Annotated in this window: 24 protein-coding genes; 11 read left to right on the top strand and 13 right to left on the bottom strand. The window is 63.2% G+C overall.

All coding sequences use genetic code 11. From position 1 onward, the window contains the following. Positions 1-2: 2 nt before the first annotated feature. Positions 3-974, bottom strand: a complete 972-nt coding sequence (gene trxB / locus LK12_RS09545; protein ID WP_039282691.1) for a thioredoxin-disulfide reductase — start codon at positions 972-974, stop codon at positions 3-5. 149 nt (positions 975-1,123) lie between these two features. Between trxB and LK12_RS09540 the strand changes: the two genes are divergently transcribed. Continuing rightward, positions 1,124-1,999: an alpha/beta fold hydrolase gene (locus LK12_RS09540; protein ID WP_039285062.1), complete on the top strand. Its 876-nt coding sequence runs from the start codon at positions 1,124-1,126 to the stop codon at positions 1,997-1,999. Here LK12_RS09540 and LK12_RS09535 read toward each other — a convergent pair. Next, positions 1,996-2,781 carry a tyrosine-protein phosphatase gene (locus tag LK12_RS09535; RefSeq protein WP_039282689.1) on the bottom strand — a complete coding sequence of 262 codons (786 nt, stop codon included), beginning with the start codon at positions 2,779-2,781 and terminating at the stop codon, positions 1,996-1,998. The two genes, LK12_RS09540 and LK12_RS09535, sit on opposite strands and share 4 nt — an antisense overlap. A 70-nt stretch (positions 2,782-2,851) precedes the next feature. Between LK12_RS09535 and LK12_RS09530 the strand changes: the two genes are divergently transcribed. Genes LK12_RS09530 through LK12_RS09520 form a run of 3 tightly spaced genes read left to right on the top strand, consistent with a single transcriptional unit; the run spans position 2,852 to position 6,986 of the window. Further along, positions 2,852-3,961: an HlyD family secretion protein gene (locus tag LK12_RS09530; protein WP_039282687.1), complete on the top strand. Its 1,110-nt coding sequence runs from the start codon at positions 2,852-2,854 to the stop codon at positions 3,959-3,961. Positions 3,962-3,985: 24 nt separating this feature from the next. Further along, on the top strand, positions 3,986-5,524 hold the full coding sequence (locus tag LK12_RS09525; protein WP_039282685.1) for an MDR family MFS transporter: 1,539 nt from the start codon (positions 3,986-3,988) through the stop codon (positions 5,522-5,524). A gap of 1 nt (position 5,525) precedes the next feature. Continuing rightward, positions 5,526-6,986 (top strand): efflux transporter outer membrane subunit, encoded by a 1,461-nt coding sequence (locus LK12_RS09520; protein ID WP_039282681.1) that lies wholly within the window; start codon positions 5,526-5,528, stop codon positions 6,984-6,986. A gap of 26 nt (positions 6,987-7,012) precedes the next feature. On the opposite strand, the gene LK12_RS09515 is transcribed toward LK12_RS09520, so the two are convergent. Beyond that, positions 7,013-7,219, bottom strand: a complete 207-nt coding sequence (locus tag LK12_RS09515) for a hypothetical protein (RefSeq protein ID WP_039282678.1) — start codon at positions 7,217-7,219, stop codon at positions 7,013-7,015. A gap of 517 nt (positions 7,220-7,736) precedes the next feature. On the opposite strand from LK12_RS09515, the gene LK12_RS09510 reads away from it, so the two are divergent. The 4 genes from LK12_RS09510 (at position 7,737) to LK12_RS09495 (ending at position 10,349) form a co-directional block, all read left to right on the top strand. Further along, positions 7,737-8,117, top strand: a complete 381-nt coding sequence (locus tag LK12_RS09510) for a winged helix-turn-helix domain-containing protein (RefSeq protein WP_039282675.1) — start codon at positions 7,737-7,739, stop codon at positions 8,115-8,117. A gap of 154 nt (positions 8,118-8,271) precedes the next feature. Continuing rightward, complete coding sequence (gene modA, locus LK12_RS09505) at positions 8,272-9,009, top strand: molybdate ABC transporter substrate-binding protein (RefSeq protein WP_231568349.1); 738 nt, start codon at positions 8,272-8,274, stop codon at positions 9,007-9,009. A 7-nt stretch (positions 9,010-9,016) separates the two neighbouring features. Beyond that, positions 9,017-9,718 carry a molybdate ABC transporter permease subunit gene (gene modB, locus LK12_RS09500; protein WP_039282670.1) on the top strand — a complete coding sequence of 234 codons (702 nt, stop codon included), beginning with the start codon at positions 9,017-9,019 and terminating at the stop codon, positions 9,716-9,718. Next, the gene (locus tag LK12_RS09495) at positions 9,708-10,349 is read left to right on the top strand and encodes an ATP-binding cassette domain-containing protein (RefSeq protein ID WP_039282666.1); all 642 of its coding nucleotides are present in this window, start codon (positions 9,708-9,710) and stop codon (positions 10,347-10,349) included. The genes modB and LK12_RS09495 overlap by 11 nt, the downstream gene beginning before the upstream one ends. 7 nt (positions 10,350-10,356) lie before the next feature. On the opposite strand, the gene LK12_RS09490 is transcribed toward LK12_RS09495, so the two are convergent. The 4 genes from LK12_RS09490 to LK12_RS09475 form a co-directional block, all read right to left on the bottom strand. Then, entirely contained in the window at positions 10,357-10,677 is a 321-nt protein-coding gene (locus tag LK12_RS09490; protein WP_039282662.1) for a 2Fe-2S iron-sulfur cluster-binding protein, read from the bottom strand. A 13-nt stretch (positions 10,678-10,690) separates the two neighbouring features. Continuing rightward, entirely contained in the window at positions 10,691-11,890 is a 1,200-nt protein-coding gene (locus tag LK12_RS09485; protein ID WP_039282659.1) for a cytochrome P450, read from the bottom strand. 264 nt (positions 11,891-12,154) lie between these two features. Beyond that, positions 12,155-13,744 (bottom strand): amino acid ABC transporter ATP-binding/permease protein, encoded by a 1,590-nt coding sequence (locus LK12_RS09480; RefSeq protein ID WP_039282656.1) that lies wholly within the window; start codon positions 13,742-13,744, stop codon positions 12,155-12,157. After that, a complete protein-coding gene (locus LK12_RS09475; RefSeq protein WP_082010445.1) occupies positions 13,741-15,372 on the bottom strand; it encodes an ABC transporter ATP-binding protein/permease in 1,632 nt (543 codons plus the stop codon). Before LK12_RS09475 ends, LK12_RS09480 begins: the two co-directional genes overlap by 4 nt. Before the next feature lie 115 nt (positions 15,373-15,487). On the opposite strand from LK12_RS09475, the gene LK12_RS09470 reads away from it, so the two are divergent. From LK12_RS09470 to cydX, 3 genes are read left to right on the top strand one after another with little or no spacing between them, the layout of a single operon-like run. Beyond that, positions 15,488-17,065: a cytochrome ubiquinol oxidase subunit I gene (locus LK12_RS09470; RefSeq protein WP_039282652.1), complete on the top strand. Its 1,578-nt coding sequence runs from the start codon at positions 15,488-15,490 to the stop codon at positions 17,063-17,065. Between the two features lie 14 nt (positions 17,066-17,079). Beyond that, positions 17,080-18,228, top strand: coding sequence for a cytochrome d ubiquinol oxidase subunit II (gene cydB / locus LK12_RS09465; RefSeq protein ID WP_039282649.1), 1,149 nt, complete (start codon positions 17,080-17,082; stop codon positions 18,226-18,228). A 15-nt stretch (positions 18,229-18,243) separates the two neighbouring features. Continuing rightward, positions 18,244-18,354 (top strand): cytochrome bd-I oxidase subunit CydX, encoded by a 111-nt coding sequence (gene cydX, locus LK12_RS24190; protein ID WP_039282646.1) that lies wholly within the window; start codon positions 18,244-18,246, stop codon positions 18,352-18,354. 55 nt (positions 18,355-18,409) lie between these two features. Here the strand turns inward: cydX and LK12_RS09455 are convergent, their stop codons facing one another. From LK12_RS09455 to LK12_RS09430, 6 genes are read right to left on the bottom strand one after another with little or no spacing between them, the layout of a single operon-like run. After that, positions 18,410-19,264 (bottom strand): class I SAM-dependent methyltransferase, encoded by an 855-nt coding sequence (locus LK12_RS09455; protein WP_039282643.1) that lies wholly within the window; start codon positions 19,262-19,264, stop codon positions 18,410-18,412. A 10-nt stretch (positions 19,265-19,274) separates the two neighbouring features. Beyond that, positions 19,275-19,712 carry a thioredoxin TrxC gene (gene trxC / locus LK12_RS09450; RefSeq protein ID WP_039282640.1) on the bottom strand — a complete coding sequence of 146 codons (438 nt, stop codon included), beginning with the start codon at positions 19,710-19,712 and terminating at the stop codon, positions 19,275-19,277. A 25-nt stretch (positions 19,713-19,737) separates the two neighbouring features. Then, the gene (locus LK12_RS09445) at positions 19,738-20,049 is read right to left on the bottom strand and encodes an ArsR/SmtB family transcription factor (RefSeq protein ID WP_039282637.1); all 312 of its coding nucleotides are present in this window, start codon (positions 20,047-20,049) and stop codon (positions 19,738-19,740) included. Then, positions 20,046-23,270, bottom strand: coding sequence for an efflux RND transporter permease subunit (locus LK12_RS09440; protein ID WP_039282635.1), 3,225 nt, complete (start codon positions 23,268-23,270; stop codon positions 20,046-20,048). The genes LK12_RS09445 and LK12_RS09440 overlap by 4 nt, the downstream gene beginning before the upstream one ends. Then, the gene (locus LK12_RS09435; protein WP_231568307.1) at positions 23,267-24,268 is read right to left on the bottom strand and encodes an efflux RND transporter periplasmic adaptor subunit; all 1,002 of its coding nucleotides are present in this window, start codon (positions 24,266-24,268) and stop codon (positions 23,267-23,269) included. The genes LK12_RS09440 and LK12_RS09435 overlap by 4 nt, the downstream gene beginning before the upstream one ends. Positions 24,269-24,300: 32 nt before the next feature. Beyond that, positions 24,301-24,636, bottom strand: a complete 336-nt coding sequence (locus LK12_RS09430; protein ID WP_039282631.1) for a rhodanese-like domain-containing protein — start codon at positions 24,634-24,636, stop codon at positions 24,301-24,303. Positions 24,637-24,640 lie beyond the last annotated feature (4 nt).

Raw genomic sequence — 24,640 nt, 5'->3', positions numbered from 1 at the left:
CGTCAGCCCTGAACGGTGGCGGTAACCCCGCTGAATTCCTTCTCGGCAAGATAGCGCTCGGCATCGAGCGCGGCCATGCAGCCCATGCCCGCAGCGGTGACGGCCTGACGATAGGTGTGATCGCAGACGTCTCCGGCCGCGAAGACACCCGGCACGTCGGTCTTCGGCGTACCCGCCTTGACCAGCAGGTAGCCCGAATCGTCCATGGCGAGCTTGTCCTTGAACAGTTCGGTCGCTGGAGCGTGGCCGATAGCGACGAAAGCACCATCGGTCTCGATCTCGCTTTCCTCGCCGTTCTGGGTATCGATCAGCGCGAGAGCGCGCAGTTCACCGTTCTCGCCGGCTTCGAAACGCTCGACCCGCTTGTTCCACAGCACCGAGATCTTGGGATTGGCCATGAGCCGGTCTTCCAGGATCTTCTCACAGCGCAGCGAGTCGCGGCGGTGGATCAGCGTGACGTCGTCGGAGTGATTGGTGAGGTACAGCGCCTCTTCCACCGCGGTGTTGCCCCCGCCGATAACCACGACCTTCTTGCCGCGATAGAAGAATCCGTCGCAGGTGGCGCAGGCGGAAACGCCCTTGCCCGAGAGCTCCTGCTCGCCGGGCACGCCGAGCCACTTGGCCTGCGCCCCCGTGGAGATGACTAGCGTATCGCCTTCGTAGATGTCGCCGCCGTCACCGATGGCCTTGAAGGTATCGCCAGTAAGATCGACCGAGGTGATCGTGTCCCACATCATGCGCGTGCCGACATGCTCGGCCTGCGCCTGCATTTCCTGCATCAGCCAGGGGCCCTGGATGACCTCGCGGAAACCGGGATAGTTTTCGACGTCGGTGGTTATCGTAAGCTGGCCGCCCGGCTGCAGGCCCTGCACCACGATCGGTTCGAGTCCGGCACGCGCGCCATAGATCGCGGCGGACAGGCCGGCAGGGCCGGAACCGATAATGAGCATGCGGGTCTTGTGCGTGGTCGCCATGTATCTTGCCTCCGGCGTGAATCTCTTGGTGGGCGAAATAGGGACATTGGCCCGGTTTTGCCAAGCGCAGGGTGCCAATCGAATTTGTTCTCCCCCGCAAATCAGGGCTTCGATTGACCTTGCGCGCGGTCCGTACCAATTTCCCCGCCATGGAAACGCAGCTAGGCCCCACCTCCAACCGCTTCATTTCGCAGCGATTACGCCTCAATTACGTCGATTGGGGCAATTACGGTGCACCGCCGCTGATTCTCCAGCACGGCGGTCGCGATCACTGCCGCAGTTGGGACTGGGTGGCCGAACGGCTGCGCCACGACTGGCATGTGATCTGCCCCGACCTGCGCGGCCACGGTGACAGTGAGTGGTCGCCCGAGGGGCACTACGGCATGGATGCCTTCGTGTACGATTTCGCGCAGCTCGTGCACACGTTGGGTTATGACAAGGTGACGATCATCGCCCATTCGCTGGGCGGTAACATCGCCACCCGCTACACCGGGCTCTATCCTGAAAAGGTGGAAAAGCTCGTGAATATCGAAGGGCTGGGTCCGCCGCCCCAACTCCGCCGCGAGATGGAGCAAAAGGGCGTCGGGGAGCGCCTGCGCCAGTGGATCGAGGACAAGCGCAAGGCCTCCGGCCGCACGCCGCGACGCTACGCAACACGGCGCGATGCCTATCAGCGGATGAAGGAGGAAAACACCTTCCTGACCGACGAGCAGGCCCGCCACCTCACTATTCATGGCGCCAGCCGTAACGAGGACGGAACCTGGAGCTGGAAGTTCGATAACTACCTGAATGTCTGGTCCACCACCGATCAGCCCACAGACGCCATCGTCAGCCTGTGGGAAGCCATTACCTGCCCGATCCTGATGCTGTGGGGCAAAGACAGCTTCGCCTCGAGCCCGGCGGCGGATGGCCGCCTGGACCATTTCCCGACGGCGCAACTGATCGAATACGAGAACGCGGGACATTGGCTCCACCACGACCAGCTCGACCGCTTCATGGGCGATGTGAAGGAATTCCTCGGCTAGCCTTCGAGCAGTTCGGCGCGCAGCCTGTCACGCGTGACCGCATCCAGTCCAAGCGCCTCTTCAAGATAGGTATCTACGGAACCGTGGTGCTCCTCGACCGCCTCCAGGGCCGTTTCGAGATATTCCGGCTGCACACCCATGAGCACGCGCAGAACGGCATCGTCGAGTTGCCCAGCCACCGCACGGATGGTTTCCGCGCCGGCCGCAATTCGCGCTTCGGAATCCCCCGCCGTGTTCGTCAGCAGGTAGTCCTCCATCACATCGTCGCGGTGCACGCCGACCGCCAGATGAAGCATCGCGACTGCGATTCCGGTCCTGTCCTTGCCCGCCATGCAGTTGACCAGGCTCGGCCCGTGTCCTTCGCTCAGGTGGGCCAGGTAGCGGCCGATCATTGCCTGAAGCTCGGGGCGGAAGCAGATCGCCCTGTAATTTCGCACGAGACTTTCGTGCGTCGTTTGCGCCGTTCGCTCGCGCGGTGTTTGGGCGGCAGCAATGTGGGGCGCGTGCCTGCGCACTGGATCTTCGCCACAAAATACTTTCACTTCAAAGCCTTGCGGACGGCGACATGGATGCGAATCGCGCTCCTTCGATGAGCGCAGATCGAACACACTGGCGAGCCCGAGAGCTGCGATCTTTACCAGGTCCGAATCCGTTGCTCCGTGGTGCTGACCTGATCGCCACAAAACGCCGCGCCGCAACCGTCCACCCCCGCTCACGGCATAGCCGCCGCAGTCCCTGAAATTGTGCACGCCGTCCAGGGGAAGAACCCTATCCAATGTCATTTTCGATCTTCCTATTGCCGATAGTAGCCATGCTTAGTATCGGCACATAGCAGTCAGAACAGGAAGTTTCATGAACGCTGAGACCACGATTTCGGCCGATAGCGAAAACGAGACCGTGACGCCGCCGCGCAAGCGCGCCCTGCGGACGATTTTAATGGTGGCAGGCCCGGCGCTGGTGCTCATCGGCGCCGGTTGGTTCTATCTGACCGGCGGGCGCTACGAATCGACTGACAACGCCTCCCTGCAGACGGGAATGGTGGCGATCAGCCCCAGCGTATCGGGGACCGTGGTTTCCGTTGAAGTCGACGAGAACCAGCGCGTCAGCAAGGGCGACGTCCTGTTTCGCATCAAGGCGGACAGTTACGAAGCGGCGGTCGCGGAAGCCCAGGCAGAATTGGCCAATGCCCGAACCGACGCCAGTTCGCTTCAGGCCGACTACCGCGAGGCACTGTCGCAGGTAAGCGCAGCCAAGGCACGCTATGACCTGGCAACGAGTGAAGCCGCGCGCCAGAAGTCACTGGTGGCAGAAGGGATATCGTCGCAGGCGCAATACGATGAAGCCGTGACCGAGGCGCGCACTGCCCGCGACAGCATTGCCGCAGCACAGGCCAAGGCCGAAAGCCTCCGAGCCAACCTCGCCGGAAGCGTAAAGGGCGATGTCGATACGCAGCCTTCCGTGCGCAAGGCGGCTTCCAGACTCGAGCAGGCCCGCATCGACCTTGCCGACACCATAGTCCGGGCCCCCCAGGACGGCGTGGTAACTCGCGTAAACCAGCTCCAACCAGGCAATTATGTCACCCCGGGGCGACCGGTATTCATGCTCACCGGGTTGCATTACTGGGTCCAGGCCAATTTCAAGGAAAACCAGTTGCGGTACATGCGCGTCGGCCAGCCTGCCGAAATCGAGGTGGACGCGTTCCCCGACCAGAAGCTGAAGGGTCATGTGGAAAGTTTCAGCCCGGGCACCGGTTCGAGCTTCTCCGTGCTTCCGGCCGAGAACGCCACCGGCAACTGGGTCAAGGTGGTGCAACGCCTGCCCGTCCAGATCGCGATCGACAATGCGCCAAAAGACGTGCCGCTCAGCGCCGGGCTGAGCGCAACGGTAGAAGTCGATACCGGACACAAGCGCCATCTTTTCGGGCCTGACACTCCTGCCAGCACGCCGGCTTCGAAAAAGTAGCGAAGGCTCCAAGCGGCCGATGTAATGACAGCCGAACTTCCCATCCAGTATCCGAGCAGGGCACGCCGGATGCTGATCACGGTGCCCTCCATGATCGCCTCAACCATGGTGGCGGTGGACATAACCATCGCCAACGTGGCGTTGCCACACATGCAATCGAGCCTCTCCGCATCGCAGGAGCAGGTGCTGTGGGTGCTGACGTCCTACCTTGTCGCCGGGGCCATCGCGACGCCGCTGAGCGGCTGGCTAGCCGGCCGGGTGGGCAGAAAGAATGTCATGCTGTTTTCCGTCGGCGGCTTCACGATCGCTTCCGCGTTGTGCGGGCTTTCCACCAGCCTGACCATGATTGTGCTGGCGCGCTTCATGCAAGGCGCCTGCGGGGCAGCGCTGGTTCCGCTCAGCCAGGCGATCCTGCTGGACATCAATCCGCCTGAGGAACACGCCAAGGCCATGGCAATCTTCGCACTCGGATCGATGGCAGGGCCGATTATCGGCCCGACACTGGGTGGCTATCTGACGGATACCCTGAGCTGGCGATGGGTGTTCTTCATCAACGTTCCCTTCGGCTTTCTCTCGTTTGCCGGAATGGCGGCCTTCCTGGTGCGACGACACAATCGGGACGTGCCCCGCTTCGACCTCTTCGGATTCGTGACCGTTTCCATCGCCTTGACATCGCTGCAACTGATCCTCGACCGGGGCGAACACCTGGATTGGTGGGAATCTCCCGAGATCCGCATTTACGCGCTGATCCTGGGGATATCCGGTTACCTCACTGTGGTGCACATGATGACCGCGAAGGACACCTTCATCCGGCCCAGCCTCTTTCGAGACCGCAATTTCGCGGTGGGATCGTTCTTCAGCATGATGATCGGGATCGTCGCCTTCGCCACAATCCCGATGGTGGTGGTTATGACACAGGCCCTGCTCGGATATTCGGCGCTGCATACCGGTCTCGTCGGTCTACCGCGCGCGTTCGGCACGCTCGTGTCAATGGTGGTGGTTACCCGGCTGGTGTCAATATTGGACGTGCGGGCAGTCATCATCGCAGGCCTTGCGATCATGGGTGCCAGCATGCTCATGTATTCGCACATGGATCTCTATGTGAACGAGCGAACGCTCCTGATCACCGGCTTTGTCCAGGGGCTTGGCAGCGGCCTGATCTTCGTGCCCCTCTCCGTCGTTGTATTCTCGACGTTGACGCCCGCCCTGCGCAACGAAGGGGCTTCGATGTATGCTCTCACCCGCAATATCGGCAATGCCATTGGCATCTCGCTGCTCAACGTGCAACTGGTTCAGGACATAGCCGCATCGCGCAACAGTCTGATCCAGGGACTTCGCCCCGACAATCCGGCCGTGCTCTACGCCCGCCCCGACCTTGACTTCAACTCGACAGAAGCCCTGGCCCGCCTCAATGGCGAGGTCATGCGTCAAGCCAGCATGGTCGGAAACGTCTCGATCTATCATTTCGTCTTCATCCTCACGCTTTTCCTGATACCGCTGGTGCTTTTGCTGCGCGTCGATAAGGTCAAGACAGGGGATGCCTCGCTTCCAATTGGGGAATGACATGAAGCGCACCTTCGCCACCGCCCTCATACCATTGCTTGGCTCGTGCCTTCTTGCCGGAGGCTGCACGACGGTGGGTCCCGATTTCACACCGCCCCCCGAACCATCCGCAGAAGCCGGGTATGCCGATGACGGGGGGGAACGCGTGGTCCTCAACGAGGGTCCCGAAGGTCAATGGTGGAAGGCCTTCGGATCGCCCCAGCTCGACACGTTCGTATCGCGCGCCCTCGCCGGCAATCACAGCCTTGCCGCCAGCAGAGCCACCCTGGTCAAGGCTCGCGAACGCATCGCCGCCGTGGCAGGCCGGAGGCTGCCTCAGGTAGATGCCCAGGCCCGCGGCGAATACCAGCGCGTGAATCTGGCGGCATTCGGCTTTGACGGTTTCAGCGGCCAGAGCATCTCAAACCCGGAATTCGACCTCTACACGGTGGGTGGAGGCGTCTCCTACGATCTGGACCTGTTCGGCAAGAACCGCCGCGCGCTCGAACAGGCCGCCGCGCAGGCAGAAGCGCAGGAACGGGCCACGTCAGCAGCCCACCTGGTCATTGCCGGTCGCGTGGTTTCGCAAGTCCTGGCAATTGCCGCGCTAAACGATCGCATTGCCACGGAACGCAAGCTGCTTTCCGAAGACGAACGCAACGTCTCCCTCACGCAGGCGCGCAGGAATGCCGGGGCCGGTACTCTCGTCGAAGTGCTCAGCGCACAGGGTCAACTTGCCGGAGACGGTGCCAGCCTACCGTCGCTGGAACAGCAGTTGGCGGAAGGGCGCGCCATGCTGGCGGTCCTATTGGGCATTTCGCCCGGACAACTCGGCCCCACCGACTTCGGGCTGGACGACTTCATCCTTCCCGCCAGCGTGCCCGTGGCGCTGCCGTCCGCCCTGGTTCACAAGCGCCCGGACATTCTGGAAGCAGAAGCACGGCTACACGCGGCCGTGGCTGGCGTCGGCGTCGCTACCGCGGAACTCTATCCGGACATAACGCTGGGCGCGTCCATCACCCAGTCGACTTCCGAACCGGATCGGATTGCCGACACCAAGTTCAATGCGTTCGATGTCTTTGCCGGGCTGACCGCGCCCATCTTCCACGGCGGCACGCTGAAGGCCAACAAGCGGGGTGCCGAAGCCGAAGCGCGGGCGGCCGCAGCCGAGTATCGTCAAGTCGTGACCGAGGCCTTCGGACAAGTCTCCAGCCTCCTGTCTGCCCTCGAAAGCGACACTCGTGAACTGGCTGCCCGGCACGAAGCCGCCGGCATTGCCGATCGTTCGCTGCATCTCTCGCGCCGCAGCTTCCAAGTCGGCAACAGCGGCATCCTTCAGGTGCTGGATGCCAGCCGTTCCTATCAGAGGGCGCGACTGTCACTACTGGAAACGCGTATCCGCCAGTACCAGAACGTGGCCCGCCTCTACGTAGCCACGGCAGGAGGATGGGATCCGAAGGACATGGATGACGCTCCGGAGTGATGCATGAGCCATCCGCCTGGAATCAGTCAGGAAAGAAGGAAGAATCCAAGCGCGGCCCAGCATGCCATGCAGAGCAGGACAGCAACAATCAAACCACGAGCATCGTGCTCTAGGTCAAGATCGTTTGCATCCCTGGCATTGTAGAAAATGCTCGAGTTCTTGGCACGCTCACCGTCGCGCCGTCCTTCAGGCACCTGATCCATCACGGTTATCTCGCTTTCGGCGACCATCATCGAACTTCCTCAATCCCGTTTCAGAGGCTCCGGGCTAGTCGCGAGGATTCCCCCGACAAGCGCAGCTACCCCGCGAGACTGCACCCTTTCTTGGCGTCATGTCCCTGGCTAACGACTTTTGTTAACGTAACATAATGTTTCACATTAGACCACAAATACATCCACATGTTGCGCTGCGAAAAATCCCCCGCCGTATGACGACCTTTAATTTGCCGACATCGACATAAAGTTACAAATGCAGGGCGCGCCCGCGAGTGGCGATGTCCACCCTATTGCAACGCACAAGGCGGGTATCTCTTTGTCGAGAGTCTGTTGCGAAACGGATTTCCGCCCTGCTGCATGCAAAATACGCGCTGCAGGGCAGCAATTCTCAGTTCGCCACACGGATTTGGCGCCGCCGGAGGGTTATCCCCGATCCGGTGCATCATTTTCGTCCCTGAATGGCCGCGCGAATCGCCGGTCGGTATCCGGCCGAGACACCTTGTTGGGAGGGGGCCAGGTCCCTAATGTCGTCGGGATGGCGCGCAGACGTATTCTCAAGATCAAGGTGCAGATATACTGCGGAGACGAGATCGCCATGGGTCCGGGAAAGGCAGACCTTCTCGAGGCGATCGGCGAACACGGTTCCATTTCGGCCGCAGGCAGGGCGATGGACATGAGCTATCGCCGGGCCTGGCTTCTTGTCGACGCCATGAATCGGTGCTGGGAGACGCCGCTTGTCCACACCGCCCCCGGTCGCGCACCAGGCAGCGGGGCTAGACTTACCGAAATGGGCGAAGACGTGCTGCAACTGTATCGCAGCCTGCAGGCATCCCTCCAGAAGGCATCGAGAGCGGATGAATACGACAGATTGACCCGCATGCTCCTTGCCGAACCGAGAGAGTCTCAGAAGGTCTGAAAGGCGCCGCCCCGTCACTATTTGAAGCTATTTTGCCGGAACATCAGCGTTGATGCTAGGCAGCACGGCTATATCCATATACACTGGGATATAGAACTTGCCTGGAGACTTTCCCCATATGCGTAAGGCTCTGCTAGCATTGGTTGCGACGGTAATGGCCATCGTGGCGGCATCCAGTTCCTTTGCCACCCGGTCCGAGGACGCCCCGATAGTTCTCGCAGCGGCCAGCCTTCAGGAATCGATGAACGCCGCGGCCGACGCCTGGGAAGCCAAAGGCCACCGCCGTCCGCGCATATCCTTTGCCGGCTCGTCAGCGCTTGCCCGCCAGGTCGAAGCCGGAGCCCCGGCAGATCTGTTCGTCTCAGCCGACGAAGCATGGATGGACGAACTGGAGAGCAAAAATCTACTGAGGTCCGGTACCCGCAGCTCGTTCCTGCGTAACACGCTGGTGCTGATCGCCCCGACCGACAGCAAGACGATTCTGGCGGTTCGTCCCGGAATGCCCCTTGCGGAGGAACTGGGGTCCGGCCGCCTTGCCATCGCCGATCCCGGCGGTGTTCCCGCCGGCATCTATGCAAAGCAATCGTTGACCAACCTCGGGCTTTGGGACTCCGTACGCGGCAAGCTTGCCCCGGCGGAAAATGTCCGGGCCGCATTGGCGCTGGTGAGCCGCGGGGCCGCTCCGCTCGGGGTTGTCTACGGAACCGACGCCCAAGCCGATCCTGCAGTGAAGGTCGCTGGCGTTTTTCCTCAGACCAGTCACGATCCGATCAGCTATCCCGTCGCGCTGCTGGACTCGTCGCGCAATCCCGATGCCGAGCATTTTCGGCAATTTTTGATTTCCAGCGAAGGCAAGGCGATCTTTCGGCGCTTCGGCTTCGGCACACAGTAGGTTCACAGTGAGTGGGCTATCGCCGGCAGAATGGGAGGTTTTGCTCCTGTCGCTCAAGGTGAGCGCCGTGGCCATTGCCGCCGCCTTGCCACTTGCTTTCGGGCTCGCCTGGATGCTGGCGCGGTGGCGTTTTCCCGGCAAGGTCGTGCTCGATGCCGTGGTCCATTTGCCGCTGGTACTTCCCCCCGTGGTGACCGGCTGGCTGCTCCTGCTCACGTTCGGCACCAATGCACCGATGGGGCGCTTCTTCGCCGAAACCATAGGGCTGACCTTCCTCTTCCGCTGGACCGGAGCGGCCCTGGCTGCCGCCGTGATGGCGCTTCCCTTGATGGTGCGGGCAATGCGGCTGTCGCTGGAGGCCGTGGACCGGCGTCTTGAAAGCGCGGCCCGCACGCTGGGCGCCGGCCCCTGGCGCACATTCCTGACAATCACCCTCCCCCTGGCCCTGCCCGGCATTCTCGCGGCGCTCGTCCTTGGCCTCGCCCGCTCGGTCGGTGAGTTCGGGGCGACGATAACCTTCGCATCGAACATTCCCGGCGAAACGCAGACGCTACCGCTGGCGATCTACAGCGCCCTGCAGCTTCCCGGATCGGAGTTGCAGGTCGCGCGGCTGGCGGCACTTTCGGTGCTGCTGTCGGTCGGGGCGCTGGTGCTTTCGGAATGGCTGGCGCGCCGCAGCGGCCATGGAAAGGGCCGCCATGTCCTTTGACATCGCCGTCACTCTCCAGCGCGGCCATGTCCGGATGACATATGAATTCGCGGCCGGTCCGGGACTGACCGCCCTGTTCGGTCCTTCCGGTGCCGGGAAAACAAGCCTGCTGGACGCCGTAGCCGGTCTCGTCCGTCCCATCGAAGGACGCATCGCAGTGTCCGGCGCCACCTTGTTCGACCGCGCACAACGGATCAATCTGCGGCCCGAGAAGCGGCGCTGCGGCTATGTCTTTCAGGACCTGCGCCTGTTCCCGCATCGATGTGTACGCGACAACCTGCTGTTCGGATGGAAGCGCGTCAGCCCCGATGAGCGCTGGCTAGGGATCGACGTAGCGCTGAACCTGCTGGGGATCGGCCACCTCCTCGACAGAATGCCCGCCACGCTCTCGGGGGGCGAGGCGCAGCGGGTCGCCATTGGCCGCGCCCTGCTGTCGGCTCCTCGCTTCCTGCTTATGGACGAGCCGCTCGCCTCGGTCGATGCCGACCGGCGCGAAGAGATCCTGCGCCTGATCGAGCGCATCCGCGACGAGCTGTCGCTGCCCATTCTCTACGTCAGCCACGACAGGGCCGAAGTCGAGCGACTGGCCCAGCAGATCATTCCCGTCGAACCGGCTCATTCCGCCGCCTGAAGTCCGATCAGCTCTGGCTCTCTGGCGTGTGCACGACGAGGCCTTCCAACGCCTCGGTCACCTCGATCTGGCAGGATAGCCGCACGCCGGGATCGGTGTCGCCGCTGGCCTCTATCATGGGTTCCTCGATCTCGGTGATCGGTCCGGTGATCTTTCGCCACTCCGGCTCCACATGCACGCGGCACGTGCCGCAATAGGCATTCCCGCCACAGATCGCCTCGATGGCTTCCACGCCATTGGCGACGGCATTTTCCATCAACGAGATGCCGACGGTTGCGTCGATCGTCTGTGCGCTGCCGTCGACAGCGATGAACCGGATTGCGACCATGTTAAACTCCGAGTCAGGCCGGATCGCAGGCCACGACGGCGCCGCGCAGTTCATACCCTTGAATCTGCGGGTTCCACTGGATTTCCGGTTCGGAAACGAGGCGAATCCCCGGCAGACGAAACAGCCGGTCGAGGAACACCCGGGTTTCATGCAAGGCCACCTGCGCGCCGGGGCAGCGATGCGGCCCGTCGCCAAAGCTCAGGTAGGGTCCGACGACCTTCATGCGCTTGGCTCGATCGGGATCGAGTTCGTAGGGGCACGGGCCCGTGATCGCCTCGTCGGTGTTGGCTTCGCGGATCGAGACGCAGACCGTTTCGCCTTCCTGCACCGATGCCCCCTGCGTGCCCTCCACCGGCTCCGCGGCCTTGCGATGCAAGAGCGAGGCGACCGGCTCGAGGCGCAGGATTTCCTCCAGGATAGCGAACTGGTCGTCCTCTCCGCCCGTCAGGAAACGTTCACGCAACTCGGGCTTCTCGAACAGGTGCCAGGCGGCCATCACGATGAACTCGCGCGTTGTCATCATGCCGGCCCCGCCATAGCTGAGGCACTCCATGATCATGCCCTTCTTCGAGTAATTCTCCTTCACCATGTAGGAGATCACATCGTCCTTGGGTTGGCGCTTGCGGGCCTCAATAGCCGGGGCGAGATCGTGCTTCCAGAACTTGCCCACGCGCGGGATCATCTTGGCATTGAACAGCAGCGTGTTGAGAAAACCCGGCTTGCGCGACACCGAGGAGTCGAGAACCGCCTTAACCCGGTTTGCCAGATTCACATTGCTGTCGCTTTCGGTGAGACCGACGATTTCGGCTGCTACGTCCACCGCCATCTGCCAGCTCAGTTCATCGAGCGGCGCCGAACCGCGGCCCTGCAAGTCCGCGACGATAGCGTCCATCGTACGGTCCATGACGGCCCGATGGCGCGTCACGATGGTCTTGGGCGCGAATAGGCCGGCGACGGCGGCACGACGCTTGCGGTGCTTGTCCCCGTCGAGGAAGAAGAACGATATCTCCTCCGGGCGGCTGAGGTCTATCTGATCGGCACTCGCCCCGGCCTGGCGGACTTTGGGTGAACGCAGAATTTCACGTGCAGCCGCAAACGAACCCACCACCCGCGCATTTTTCGCCGGCTGAAGATTGGCATCTGCGAGACGCGCACTCTTGCGATCATCGCGCCCATGACGGACAGGGCAGCCTTGTACCTGTGCGGAGGACATGCGCTTTCTCCCAATTGCAATTATGTCGGGCGCCCCGACTTATGATCTATTGTGTATCACTTTCAAGTTGCCGCCAATGGCATTAGTTCCGGCCGATATCCCCAGGCGGAAATCCGCCTTGTGCGTTTCGGCACAGGTACGTTCCAAGGGGACCCACGTTTCGGGCCCAATTCGCACCAATCAGCTCCCGGCCAATGGGGCGATCTGCTCGAACGCATCTCAGGTAATACTGACGCAAACCGGTTTTCACACGGTGCGTCGTTTTCAGAGGGAAAAGACATAACCGGCCAGAGCATGGAGGCCCTCGCGATGGCTTACGAGGATCAGGCCGGTACCGGTCCGCTCGAGCCATGCCTCAAGGTTTTCCGCCACGCGCCGCTCGGTCACGCTGTCCAACCCCTCAGTCGGCTCATCGAGCACAAGCCAGGGCCGCCCGGAAAGAAGCGCGCGCGCCAACGAGAGGCGCTTGCGCTGACCGCCGGACAGACGGGCGCCATCGGCACCGAGCCACTGGTCCAGCCCATGCGGCAAGTTCCGAACGGTATCTGCGAGACATGCCACTTCCAGCGCCTCCCACATCTGCGCCTCCGTCACGCCTTGCCGGGCGAGACGCAGGTTGTCGGCCACGGTGCCCGCCAAAAGCGCTGCATCCTGGGGAGCGCTGCCGAAAAGCCTGCGCAGTGTTTCCAGGCCGAGATCGCGCACCTCGATGTCGCCGACGAGGACCCGTTGCGGCGCGTCGGCCCGAAGCCCGAGGATCGTCCCCAGGATGCGGGACTTGCCCGCCCCCGAAGCGCCGGCGATCAGCACGCGTCCGCCGGGTTCGAGCACGCATGATATGCCCTCCCCCGCAAGGGTCAGAGATTGCGTGGCCAAACGATCCGTATCGGCTTGATGTGGCGCGCGCGCAGGCAGGGAGGCCATTCCTTCAAGGCGCGCCATGGCATCGTCGACTCGCGGGCGCTGCAAGTCCGTTCGCGTCAGACCGGACCACGCTTCCGCTCCCGCTGCACCAGCAAGCGCGGCAGCGGCGGCGAGCGCGGCGCCACCTTTCGCCAGCGCCAGCACGCACGCCACCGTCAAAGCCGCGAGCACGAGTTGCAGCCCCTGGGTCAACGCTTCTGCATTGACGACGGCGAGCCGCGAGGCCTCCAGTTCCTCGACGTCGGGGGCCATGGCTTCGACGATCTGCGGTACCAGTCCGTACGCTGTGATCTCGACGGCGCAGGCGGCATATTCTGCATAAGCGGACTTGAGCCGGGTGAGCGCATCGGCCCGTCTTCGTACAGGCACTGCAATCAGCCTTGGCGCAAGCGTACGCGATACGAGGCGCATGGCCGTCAGACCGATTGCCAGGGCGGCTGCCGACCAGGGACCGGCAAACAGGCAAGCGACCAGAGCCGTGACGCCTCCGGCCAGCGCGCCGGGCCAGGTCACGCGGCGCACAACGGCATCCTCCAGCGCATCGACATCCGACCCGAGCTGCGTCGCCACCTCCCCCGGCGGGCGGGAGAATACCGATTCGGGCCGTGCGGCCGCGAGCCGGGCAAAGAGCGCCGGCCGGACATCGGCCAGCGCGAAAAAAGCGGCGCGGTGGCTGAACAGCCGCTCACCGTAGCGCCCCAGGGTCCGTACCACCGCGAAGGCCCGGATAGCGGCGCTGGGCGTCAGGTAATTGAACCCGCGCACAGCCGCGACACCGGCTGCCCCGGCCATGGCGGCGCCAGTCAGGAACCAGCCGGAGACCGCCAGCAGGCCGACGCCCGAGATTGCCGCAAGCACGGCCAGGAGAATTGCAACGCCGGTTGCACGGCGCTGGCGACCGCTTGCCTCGCGAAGCAACTGGTCAATCATGCCAGCCTCACTACGCTGGCGCTGCGGGCGACAAGATCGGGATCATGTGTCGCGGCGATTACCAGCCGGTCCCGCGCAACCTCCGCTATAAGCTGGATGACGCGGCCCGCGGATTCTCCGTCGAGATCTGCTGTCGGTTCGTCCAGAAGCAGTATAGGCCGATCGGAGGCGATGGCCCGGACCAGGCCGATGCGCCGCCGCTCGCCACCGGAAAGGCCGGAGCCGCGAGGATCGATGGCGAGATCGAGCCCGCGTAGCCTCACCAGTTCCGCCAGTCCGCAAGCCTCGATCAGGGACCCAAGATCGGCGTCAGGGCTGGTTCCCAGCATCAGGTTGTCCGCCAATGTTCCAGGCAACAGTAGAGGCCGCTGCCCTGCCCAACCGACAAGGTGCACCAGCGAGGCGGGCGTGACCGCCTCTCCGTTCAACGCAACGGTGCCGGACATCTCGGGGGTCATGCCGATCAGCGCATGGAGCAGCGAGGATTTGCCCACGCCCGTGGCCCCCGCCACCGCGTGAAGGCCCGGTGCTTGCCAGTTTGCGCAGAATGGTCCGATGCGATTGTCGGCATAGGCGACCTGGAGGTGATCTACGGCCAGAGAGCACACGGGAACATTCGAGTGCTCTGGCGTTGCCCGAGGGCGGGACTCGGCCTGGCTGAGGGCAGCCTCGATGCTTGCACAGGCAGCTTCGCCCTGCTGCTTGTCATGGTAGGCGGCTGCCATTCTGCGCATGCCGAGGTAGAACTCGGGGGCAAGTGCCAGTGCAAAGAACGCCCGTCCCAGCGTGAGTTCTTCCGGGGCCGGAAACGGCAAGAGGCCGAGAAGCGAGAACCCACAGTACACGGCCACCAGCGCCACACATAGCGCTGCGAAGAATTCCAGCACTGCGCTCGACAGGAAAGCGATGCGCAGCACTTGCATCGTGCGCGTGGCCACTTCGCGCGCCGCTTCACCAATTTGCCGCGTCACCCTGTCCTCTGCGCCGAACGACAAGGTGACGGGCAGCGTCGCAACCCGATCGACGAAAAGCCCCGACAAGCGCGAAAGAGCCTGCAACTGCCTTTCGGCCTCTGCCTTTCCCGCCAGACCGGCAAAGGCCATGGCGATACCGAACGGCAGCAGCGTCGCCATCATGATGAGCGCGCAGACCCAACTGGCGAAAGTAACGGCAACGGCAATCAGCAGCGGCGACAGCACCGCCGCCAGCTTCAACGGGCCGAACCGCGCCATCAAGCCTTCGTAGGCTTCCACGTCGTCGACCGCGACATGCAGGTCCTCGCCTGCCAGGCGCCCCCGAACGAGGCCCGAGGGCAGGAGCGCGCCGATCAGCCGGGTGCGCAACGCCCGCTTGACCCCGATCGCTTCCCGCTGTCCAGAGATGCCGGCCATGCCCTGCGCACCGGCTCGCAGAATTCCGCTCGCAACAATTCCCGCGAGCAGCACGATCGCGGTTTCGGACCACGGCGGGCCGCTCGCCCATGTTCCCAACAGGAGAGCCAGGCATGCCGCAAAGAGGATCGCCCCTCCGGTGTCCGACAACCACCAGAGGGCAGCGGCACCCGACTTTCGCCGTCCGAGCGGCGCATCTGGGGCGGAATCGGTCGGCAGGACTTGGGAAAATGACATGAACAGGGAAACGTTGACTACATTAACTATTTCTAATATTCGGCGACCCGCTAACTGACGGGACCCAACGAGTCGAGTCCCGCCTCCGGCTACCTATAGCGACAGGAGCATGCTCATGGACATGGCGGTTGTCGAGCTTTCGCGGCTGCAATTCGCGCTCACGGCTATGTACCACTTCCTTTTCGTACCGCTAACCCTGGGCCTTTCGTTCCTCCTCGTCATCATGGAGAGCATCTATGTGATGACCGGCAAGGAAATCTGGCGGGTCATCACGCGCTTCTGGGGCAAGCTGTTCGGCATCAACTTCGTGCTCGGCGTGGCCACCGGGATCACGATGGAGTTCGAGTTCGGCACAAACTGGGCCTATTACTCGCATTACGTGGGGGACATCTTCGGCGCGCCGCTGGCGATAGAGGGGCTGATGGCGTTCTTCCTCGAGGCGACTTTCGTGGGTCTGATGTTCTTCGGCTGGGATCGGCTATCCAAGGTCGGGCACCTCGCCGTAACGTTCTGCGTGGCCATCGGCTCGAACCTGTCGGCGCTGTGGATCCTCATTGCCAACGGATGGATGCAGAACCCCGCCGGCGCATCGTTCAATCCCGAAACGATGCGCATGGAAGTGACGGACTTCTACTCGGTCCTGTTCAACCCTGTGGCCCAGGCCAAGTTCGTCCATACCGTCAGTGCGGGCTACGTCTGCGCTTCGGTGTTCGTGCTGGGCGTATCCGCCTGGTACCTGCTCAAAGGCAAATGGACCAACGTCGCGCGCCGTTCGATGATGGTTGCAGCCGCCTTCGGCCTCGCCTCCTCTCTTTCGGTGGTCGTCCTGGGCGACGAATCCGGCTATGCGCTGACCGACAATCAGAAGATGAAGCTCGCGGCCATTGAAGGCATGTGGCACACCGAGTCCGCCCCGGCCGGCCTTGCCATCTTCGGCATCCCCGATCTCATGAACCAGACGACCCGATACGAGGTCAAAGTTCCATTCGTCCTCGGGCTTATCGCTACGCGCAGCCTGACCGGCGAGGTCATGGGCATCAATGAACTCGTCCTCAAGGCGGAGCAACGCATCCGCAGCGGGCTCGTCGCCTACGACGCGGTCGAAAAGCTCAAGGCCAACCGCACCGATCCTGTCGCACGCGAAGCCTTCGAAAAGCACAAGCGCGATCTGGGCTACGCAATGCTGCTCAAGCGCTATATCGAGGACCCTCGGCAGGCGAGCGAACAGCAGATCCTGCTGGCAGCTAAGGATACGATCCCCAACGTGCCCGTCATGTTCTGGCTCTTTCGCGTGATGGCAGGTCTGGGTTTCTTCTTCATCGGCTTTTTCGCCCTCGCCTTCTACTGCGCGTCGGTCTGCCAGTTCGAGAAGCGATGGTTCCTCCGGATCGCCGTGGCCATCATCCCGCTGCCCTGGCTTGCCATTGAAGGCGGATGGGTGCTCGCGGAAATCGGCCGCCAGCCCTGGGCCGTGGAAGGCGTGCTACCCACCTTCCTCGGTGCGTCCTCGCTGACCATCAGCCAGATCTGGACCACGATCATCGGGTTCACCCTGCTCTACAGCGCGCTGGCGGTGATCGAAGTTCGTCTGATGCTCGCGACAATACGGAAGGGGCCGATCGAGCACCACGCATCGGCCGCGGACGACAAGGCCGACACGAACGGCGGCATCGCGCCGTTGCCGGCCGAATAAGGGAGTTTCGCAAGATGGCAATTCCCCTGGACTACGAAACGCTCCGACTGATCTGGTGGTCGCTGATGGGTGTGCTGCTGATCGGCTTCGCGCTGACCGATGGCTACGATCTCGGCGTCGCGACGCTGATGCCCTTCATCGGCAGGACGGACGAGGAACGACGCATGGCAATCAATGCGGTGGCTCCGCATTGGGAAGGCCACCAGGTATGGTTCATCCTCGGCGGCGGCGCGATATTTGCCGCATGGCCCTTTGTCTACGCCGTCAGCTTTTCCGGGTTCTATCTGGCAATGTTCCTGGTGCTTGCTGCGCTCATATTGCGACCGGTCAGTTTCAAGTACCGCTCGAAGCACCCGGATCCGGCGTGGCGCAGCCGCTGGGACTGGGCACTGTTCACCGGTGGCTTCGTGCCTGCGCTTGTCTTCGGCGTGGCGGTTGGCAACGTCCTGCAGGGACTGCCCTTCCGGCTCGATAGCGACCTGCGGTCCTTCTACGCGGGCTCTCTTCTCGGGCTGTTTTCGCCCTTTGCGCTCATGACCGGGCTGCTTTCGGTAGCGATGGTCGTGATGCACGGGGCCGGCTTCCTCGCGACGAAGATCGAGGAAGGACCGGTGCTCGACCGTGCCAGGCGCATCGGCAGCGTCGCCGCGATGGTCTCCATCGCCCTGTTCGCCCTGGGCGGCATCTGGGTCGCCATGGGCCAGATGGGCTTCCGGATCGAAGGGCTGATCGACCCGATGGGCCCGTCGAATCCGCGCTACGTTCCGGCCACCCCCGCGCCCGGCGCCTGGCTCGACAACTATGGTCGCCATCCCTGGATGCTGTTGGCGCCCATTCTCGGTCTTGCAGGCCCGCTGGTGGTGCTATTCGGCATTCGCAGCCGCAATCACCTGATCAACCTGGCCGGATCGTCGATGGCCACGATCGGCATCATATCGACGGTCGGCCTGTCGATGTTTCCCTTCATCCTACCCAGCGCCATCGATCCGCAATCGAGCCTGACCGTCTGGAACGCATCCTCCAGCCAGCTCACCTTGTGGATCATGCTTCTGGTGACGGTGATCTTCCTGCCGATCGTGCTGGCCTATACCACCTGGGCCATGCGCGTCATGTTCGGCCGGATCACGATCGAGCAGGTCCGTACCGACCCCGACCTCTACTGAGAAGGACGAACGCCAATGTGGTACTTTTCCTGGATTCTCGGCCTCGGCCTGGCAGTCGCCTTCGGCATCATCAACGGCATGTGGCACGAGTTTCGTTCGCCCATGAGCGACGACCCCGAAGTCTAGAAGCGCAAATGTTCCGAGCCGCCGGGCGGGGAGCGGCGGCCTCGGGTTCGGCACCTCAGGCCCGCGCCGATACCAGCCAGGCGCAATAGTCCATCATCACGCCTTCCCCGGGACGATAGTGCCGCCCATAAAGATGCGCGAGTTCGCGCGCCACCGCAGCCTGCACGTCGGATGGATAATCCAGCAGCACCTGCCCGAAAGCCATCGCGTTCTGCGCAAAGTCGCGGGCCTGTTCGGCGCTCGCGCCTGCACCGCCGACCGGAAGTTGGCCGACCGCGGCACCGATGTCGACATCGTGAAAGCCAGAGCCGGCCAGGATCTCTCGCAGGTAGTCCAGGTCTTCGAAGGCAAAGGGGCCTGGCGCGCGCGGAACCGGCGCCGGCATTTCCACATGGTTGCGCGCGACCTCCATTCCTTCGCGCATCCACGGGTTCTCCGCGGGCGGCCCCCATACCGCCAGATCGATCCGTCCTCCATGCTTGAGCATGGAGCGAAGGTTGGCGAATGCACCAACCGGCTCTGCAAAGAACATGCTGCCGAACCGGGACACAAGCCTGTCGTATGGGCCATCCGGCACGCTGGCGGTCGCCGCATCGCCGCAAAGGAACTGCGCATTGTCGATGCCGGCCTGCCGTGCCCGGCGGGTGGCAGCGCTCGTGAGGTCGGGAGAAATGTCGAGGCCCAGCACGCATCCTCCGGGACTGACGGCTTCGGCGATGGCTATGGTCGTGGCGCCGCCCCCGAAGCCAAGATCGATCACCCGTTCGCCCGGCGCAAAGGCTGCACGGGCCAGCAGGGCCTCGCCCACGGGCGCGATCGTTCCCTCAAAGCCCTTGAGATTGGCAAGCCACCTGGCGCCCATCTCGCCGCCCCAGTCTTCGTACTTCAGGGGATGCGATGCTTCGGCCATCTCTGCTCCCTCAACCCAATTCCTGGCGAACCCAGCCGACAATCGCACTTTTCGGCATGGCGCCCGATTGACGCGCGATCTCGCGGCCGCCCGAGACCAGAATCATTGTCGGGATCGAGCGGATACCAAACCGCCCGGCAATGGCCTGTTCGGCTTCGGTATCGAGCTTGCCGAGCCGGACTTGCGGCTCAAGATCGGCGGCCGCCGCTTCGAATTGCGGTGCCATCTGGCGGCACGGGCCGCACCACGACGCCCAGAAGTCCACCAGCAGCGGGATTCCGCTGCGCGCCGCGTGCGCATCGAAGTTTGCCGCTGTCAAGGTGACCGGATGCCCGTCGAACAAGGGAGAGCTGCATCGGCCGCACTTGCCGCCTTGCGCCAGTTTCTCACGCGGCACACGGTTGAGCGAGGCGCAGGCGGGGCAGGCTATGATCAAAGTATCCGTCATGACGTGTTTTCCAGGAAGAGGCCGGTTACTCGCAGGAATTCTCGCAAATGTCGCAAAGGGCATGGATGATCTGCCGCACGACATTGTCCTTGAGGCTGTAGTAGCGGGTCTGCGCTTCGCCGCGAATGGTCACGACGCCTTCTTCGCGCAGCATCGCGAGGTGCTGAGAGACGGACGACTGTGACAGGCCAGTCAGCGCCACCAGTTCGGTTACCGACACTTCCCCCTCGTCCATCCGGCACAGCATAAGCAATCTTTCGGGGTGGCTCATCATCTTGAGCCGGGCCGCCATCACGTTGGCGTTGGTTTTGAGTTCGGTGAGGTCGGTCGGCTTCATGATCCCGCACTTTCAAGAGGACGATCGTCGTCCCGTAAGACTATGTAAATGGCCGGAATAACCAGAACCGTGAGCAAGGTCGAGGACGCAAGACCAAACAGCAGCGAGATAGCCAGACCCTGAAAGATCGGATCGGTCAATATCACCGCCGCACCGATCATGGCTGCCGCGGCAGTCAGAACGATGGGTTTGAATCGTATCATGCCGGCCTCCAGCAGCGTCTCGCGCAAGCTCTTCTCAGGCGAACGCGTGTGACGAATAAAGTCCACCAGCAGGATCGAGTTCCGCACGATGATGCCGGCAAGGGCAATGAAGCCGATCATCGAGGTGGCCGTGAACGGCGCGCCGAACAGCATGTGGCCCAGCACGATGCCCACCAGGGTCAAGGGGACCGGAGTGAGGATCACCAGCGGGACCGTGAAGCTGCGGAACTGACCGACAACCAGGACGTAGATGCCCAGAAGGGCCACCATGAAGGCGCCGCCCATGTCGCGGAAAGTGACCCAGGTGATCTCCCATTCACCGTCCCACAACACAGAGGTGTGGCTTTCATCCTCCGGCTGGCCGTGCAGCAGGATCTCCGGTTTCTCCAGACCGTGCGCCGTCCAGTCATAGCTGTCGATGGCGTCGTCCACGGCCAGCATTCCGTAGATCGGCGCCTCGTAACGGCCTGCAAGTTCCGCGGTAACCATGTCGACTCCGCGACCGTCGCGACGGAAGATCGCTTGCCCCCCGGGCGCCATCTCTGCCGTGACGAGCTGTCCCAACTGGACGAGTTGCGGCCCCGCGGGACCTTGCGCAACCGCGACGGGCGTTGCCGCCAGGGCCGCCGACCAGTTGCGCTGGGACTGGTCCAGCGTCATTTCGATCGGCAGCGGATCCCGCCCGCCACCCCGCGGTGCATAGCCGACCGTCTGCGTTCCCAGCAAAGCGCCGATGGAATCGAACAGCTGGCGTTCCGATAGGCCGTAATGGTCCAGCTTGGCCCTGTCCGGGATCAGCTTGAGCGTCGGGCGCGGTTCGCCGAAGGAATTGTCGACGTCGACGATGAAGGGCACGGACTTGAAGATCTTCTCCACCTGCTCGGCCGTCTTGACGCGCGTGGCCTCATCCGGCCCGTAGATCTCGGCCAGCAGCGTGGCGAGAACCGGCGGCCCCGGCGGGGTTTCGACGACCTTGAGCGAACCGCCGGCAGGAAGTGGAACCGCCCTTAGCTTTTCCCGCAGGTCCACCGCAATTTCATGACTCGAGCGCGACCGGTCGCCCTTGGGCTCCAGCGTGACCATCAGGTCGCCCATTTCCGGCTGGTTGCGCAGGAAGTAGTGACGGACGAGACCATTGAAGTTGAACGGCGCCGAGGTGCCCGCATAGGCTTCCATCGAAACCACCTCGGGGATCGAGCGCGTCACCGAGGCAGCCTGCTCCAGGATGCGCGACGTCGTTTCCAGGCTTGTTCCCTCCGGCATGTCGGCGACGAGTTGCACTTCGCTCTTGTTGTCGAACGGCAGCAGCTTCACCGTCACGGCCTTGAAGTAGAACATCGAGCAGGCGATCAGAGTGGCAATGCCGACCGCGATCAGGAAGCGCCAGGCCCCCTTCCTGGTGGCGATAACCTTCGCGGCGGTGCGCTTGTACAGCCCGCCCAGCTTGCCGCCGTGCGTATCCTCGTGCTCGTGCTGCGAAAGCGCCGTGCGCGCAAAGCGGATCATCAGCCAGGGCGCAATGATAACCGCCACGAAGAAGCTGAAGATCATCGCCGCGGACGCATTGATCGGGATCGGCGCCATGTAGGGACCCATGAGTCCGGAGACGAAAAGCATCGGCAGCAACGCCGCGACGACCGTCAGCGTGGCGATGATGGTGGGGTTACCGACTTCGGCGACGGCATCGACCGCCGCATCGATGGCGCTCCGGTCATCCTTCATCGCCCAGTGTCGGGCGATGTTCTCGATCATGACGATGGCATCATCGACGAGGATACCGATCGAAAAGATCAATGCAAACAAACTGACGCGGTTGATCGTGAAGCCCATCACGTTGGATGCGAACATGGTCAGCATGATCGTCGTGGGAATGACGATTGCCGTCACCCCGGCCTCGCGCCAGCCGATGGAAAAGCCGATCAGGATCACGATCGAAACGGTCGCGAGTGCCAGGTGGAAGATAAGTTCGTTGGCCTTCTCGTCCGCCGTTTCACCATAGTTGCGCGTCACGGCAACATGGACCGAATCCGGGATGAGCTTGCCTTCGAGCAAGTGCACTCGCTCGACGATCTGATCCGAAACGGTAACCGCGTTGGCGCCTGCACGCTTGGCTATGGCGAGGCTGACCGCGGGCGCCATCGACCACCGGCCATTCTCATCCTTGGCCCAGCGCCAGGCGCGGGCCTGATGCTGCGTCGGGGACTGTTCCACCCTGGCGACATCGGACAGCAGAACCGGCGCACCTGTGACCGAGCGCACGGTAAGCCGTGAGAGTTCCTGTGCGTCCTTCAGCGTCTGGCCCGCGACGACAAGAGCCGCCTGCCCTTGCTCGCGCACCGTCCCCGCTGGAAACGCGCGGTTGGCCTGGCTGACCGCCTCGATGACGTTACCGAGCGGAACGCGATAGGCAGCCAACTTGACCGGATCGGGCACGACGCGCAGCGCCATCTTCTGACCGCCGGTAATGAAGGTGAGACCGACATCGTCGACCTTGGCCACTTCGGTGCGCAGCTTGCCTGCGAGTTCGGCAAGCGCCTGGTCGTTCCACTGGCCGGCAGCACCGGGCTTGGGCGTCAGTGTAAGGACAACAATAGGCACGTCGTTGATGCCACGCACCGTCACCTGGGGGGGCGGAATGCCGACCGGGATGCGGTCCTTGTTGGCCTCGATCTTCTCATTGATGCGGATTGCCGCATCTTCCGGGTTCGATCCCACAAGGAAGCGTGCGGTCACGAGAACGCCATTGTCCTGCGCCTGGGTATAGACGTGCTCGACCCCGTTCACGCTCTTGACGATGGTCTCGAGCGGCTTGGCCACCAGTTCGACCGCGTCAGGAGCTGTCAGTCCCGGCGCCTGAACCATGATGTCCACCATCGGAACCTTGATTTGCGGTTCCTCCTCGCGCGGGATCGTGATGGTAGCGATCAGGCCTACGACAATGGCCGCAAGCAGAAACAGCGGCGTAAGCGGCGACTGAATGGTCGCGCGCGTCAGGTTGCCGGAGATGCCGAGATTCATTGCCCGGTCGCTCCGGTTCCAGCGGCAACGATGGTGTCACCGGCAGAGACGCCCGAGAGGATTTCGACCTTGCCTTCCTGAGAGGACGGCGCGGTCTGCACCGGAACCTGGGTCGCGCTGCCGTTCTTGCCGACAATGGTGACGTAGGCGATGCCGTACCGCTCGGTGACATAGCGCGAAGGCACCAGCAGCGCCTCGCGCGTCCCGGTCTGGACCTTGGCCGCAATGCGACGTCCGATCAGCTTGTCGTCGATACCCGGCATGGAGACATCCGCCTTTACGGTGCCTGCCGTCACCGCGGGATAGACCTTGACGACGCGTCCCGTCGCTCCGCCGTTGCCGAGATCGCTGGCTTTCACCTGCGAGCCGACATGGACCTTGGAAGCGAGCGTCTCGGGCAGATCAAGCCGCACGATCGTCGGCCCGGCGGTGATCACGGCAATGGGCATACCCGGCGCCACCGGCGATCCGGCGGGAACGTCTGCGCGCAGGACCCGGCCCGTTGCCGGCGCCACGACGACGCCCTGCCCTGCGACTGCAGTGGCAGCGTCATATTGCGCGCGCGCGGACGCAGCCGCGGCCTGCGCCTGCTCCAGCCGCGCATCGGCGTAGACGCCGTTGTCATGAAGGAATTTCACGCGCTTCAGTTCGGATTGGGCCTGCACCATCTGCGCTCTGGCCGCAGCGGCCTGCGGGCCAAGCTGGCTATCGACGATCCGGCCGATCGTCTGCCCCTTGCGCACCGTGTCGCCTTCGTGAACCGATAGCGAGGTCAGGATGCCGGGAATGCGCGCGAGCACCTGAGCCTGGTCGACCGTGGCCACTTCGGCGCTGACATCCTGCCAGTCCGCCGTTTCGGTCTTTTGCAGCACGAGGCGCGGACCGGCGGGAGCCTTGGCTTCCTGCACCGGCTCCTCGCTGCCGCCGCACCCCGCCAACGGCAGGCCGAGCACCGCCAATCCCAGAGCCGACAGGACCAGAACATTTGCGCGCATCATGACATCCCCTGTTGTGCCGCCGCGGCTTCCGCTCAGCGTTCGACCGGGAGGCGAGCCGCCTGCCAGGCGCCAAAGCCGCCAGCCAGGTGCGTATCGACTTCAGCCGTGGCGAGCCCGCACTTGTCGAGCGCCATGCCGGAGCGTTTCCCACCCTGGCAATTGAGAATCAGCTTCTTGCCCGCCGGATGCGGAAGCTTCGAGGCCTGAAAGGACGAAAGCGGCATGTTCATGGCGCCAGGAATGTGTCCCGCCGCGAATTCGTCGGGCTCGCGTACGTCGACGACGAGCGCCTCATCCGCGCGCAGCATCGAATCGAGCTGCTCGGCGGTAATTTCCTTGTGACGCGGCTTTCCCAGACCAAAGACCATAACG

Source organism: Novosphingobium malaysiense (assembly GCF_000802225.1).
GTDB lineage: Bacteria > Pseudomonadota > Alphaproteobacteria > Sphingomonadales > Sphingomonadaceae > Novosphingobium > Novosphingobium malaysiense.
Note: the sequence above shows the minus strand (reverse complement) of the source record. Positions and strands in the feature narration are given on the sequence as shown.

Excerpts from the sequence above, each read along its gene's own strand:
- trxB (WP_039282691.1), bottom strand. The coding sequence starts at position 974 with ATGGCGACCACGCACAAGACCCGCATGCTCATTATCGGTTCCGGCCCT.
- LK12_RS09540 (WP_039285062.1), top strand. The coding sequence starts at position 1,124 with ATGGAAACGCAGCTAGGCCCCACCTCCAACCGCTTCATTTCGCAGCGA.
- LK12_RS09535 (WP_039282689.1), bottom strand. The coding sequence starts at position 2,781 with ATGACATTGGATAGGGTTCTTCCCCTGGACGGCGTGCACAATTTCAGG.
- LK12_RS09530 (WP_039282687.1), top strand. The coding sequence starts at position 2,852 with ATGAACGCTGAGACCACGATTTCGGCCGATAGCGAAAACGAGACCGTG.
- LK12_RS09525 (WP_039282685.1), top strand. The coding sequence starts at position 3,986 with ATGACAGCCGAACTTCCCATCCAGTATCCGAGCAGGGCACGCCGGATG.
- LK12_RS09520 (WP_039282681.1), top strand. The coding sequence starts at position 5,526 with ATGAAGCGCACCTTCGCCACCGCCCTCATACCATTGCTTGGCTCGTGC.
- LK12_RS09515 (WP_039282678.1), bottom strand. The coding sequence starts at position 7,219 with ATGATGGTCGCCGAAAGCGAGATAACCGTGATGGATCAGGTGCCTGAA.
- LK12_RS09510 (WP_039282675.1), top strand. The coding sequence starts at position 7,737 with ATGGCGCGCAGACGTATTCTCAAGATCAAGGTGCAGATATACTGCGGA.
- modA (WP_231568349.1), top strand. The coding sequence starts at position 8,272 with ATGGCCATCGTGGCGGCATCCAGTTCCTTTGCCACCCGGTCCGAGGAC.
- LK12_RS09495 (WP_039282666.1), top strand. The coding sequence starts at position 9,708 with ATGTCCTTTGACATCGCCGTCACTCTCCAGCGCGGCCATGTCCGGATG.
- LK12_RS09490 (WP_039282662.1), bottom strand. The coding sequence starts at position 10,677 with ATGGTCGCAATCCGGTTCATCGCTGTCGACGGCAGCGCACAGACGATC.
- LK12_RS09485 (WP_039282659.1), bottom strand. The coding sequence starts at position 11,890 with ATGTCCTCCGCACAGGTACAAGGCTGCCCTGTCCGTCATGGGCGCGAT.
- LK12_RS09480 (WP_039282656.1), bottom strand. The coding sequence starts at position 13,744 with ATGATTGACCAGTTGCTTCGCGAGGCAAGCGGTCGCCAGCGCCGTGCA.
- LK12_RS09475 (WP_082010445.1), bottom strand. The coding sequence starts at position 15,372 with ATGTCATTTTCCCAAGTCCTGCCGACCGATTCCGCCCCAGATGCGCCG.
- LK12_RS09470 (WP_039282652.1), top strand. The coding sequence starts at position 15,488 with ATGGACATGGCGGTTGTCGAGCTTTCGCGGCTGCAATTCGCGCTCACG.
- cydB (WP_039282649.1), top strand. The coding sequence starts at position 17,080 with ATGGCAATTCCCCTGGACTACGAAACGCTCCGACTGATCTGGTGGTCG.
- cydX (WP_039282646.1), top strand. The coding sequence starts at position 18,244 with ATGTGGTACTTTTCCTGGATTCTCGGCCTCGGCCTGGCAGTCGCCTTC.
- LK12_RS09455 (WP_039282643.1), bottom strand. The coding sequence starts at position 19,264 with ATGGCCGAAGCATCGCATCCCCTGAAGTACGAAGACTGGGGCGGCGAG.
- trxC (WP_039282640.1), bottom strand. The coding sequence starts at position 19,712 with ATGACGGATACTTTGATCATAGCCTGCCCCGCCTGCGCCTCGCTCAAC.
- LK12_RS09445 (WP_039282637.1), bottom strand. The coding sequence starts at position 20,049 with ATGAAGCCGACCGACCTCACCGAACTCAAAACCAACGCCAACGTGATG.
- LK12_RS09440 (WP_039282635.1), bottom strand. The coding sequence starts at position 23,270 with ATGAATCTCGGCATCTCCGGCAACCTGACGCGCGCGACCATTCAGTCG.
- LK12_RS09435 (WP_231568307.1), bottom strand. The coding sequence starts at position 24,268 with ATGATGCGCGCAAATGTTCTGGTCCTGTCGGCTCTGGGATTGGCGGTG.
- LK12_RS09430 (WP_039282631.1), bottom strand. The coding sequence starts at position 24,636 with ATGGTCTTTGGTCTGGGAAAGCCGCGTCACAAGGAAATTACCGCCGAG.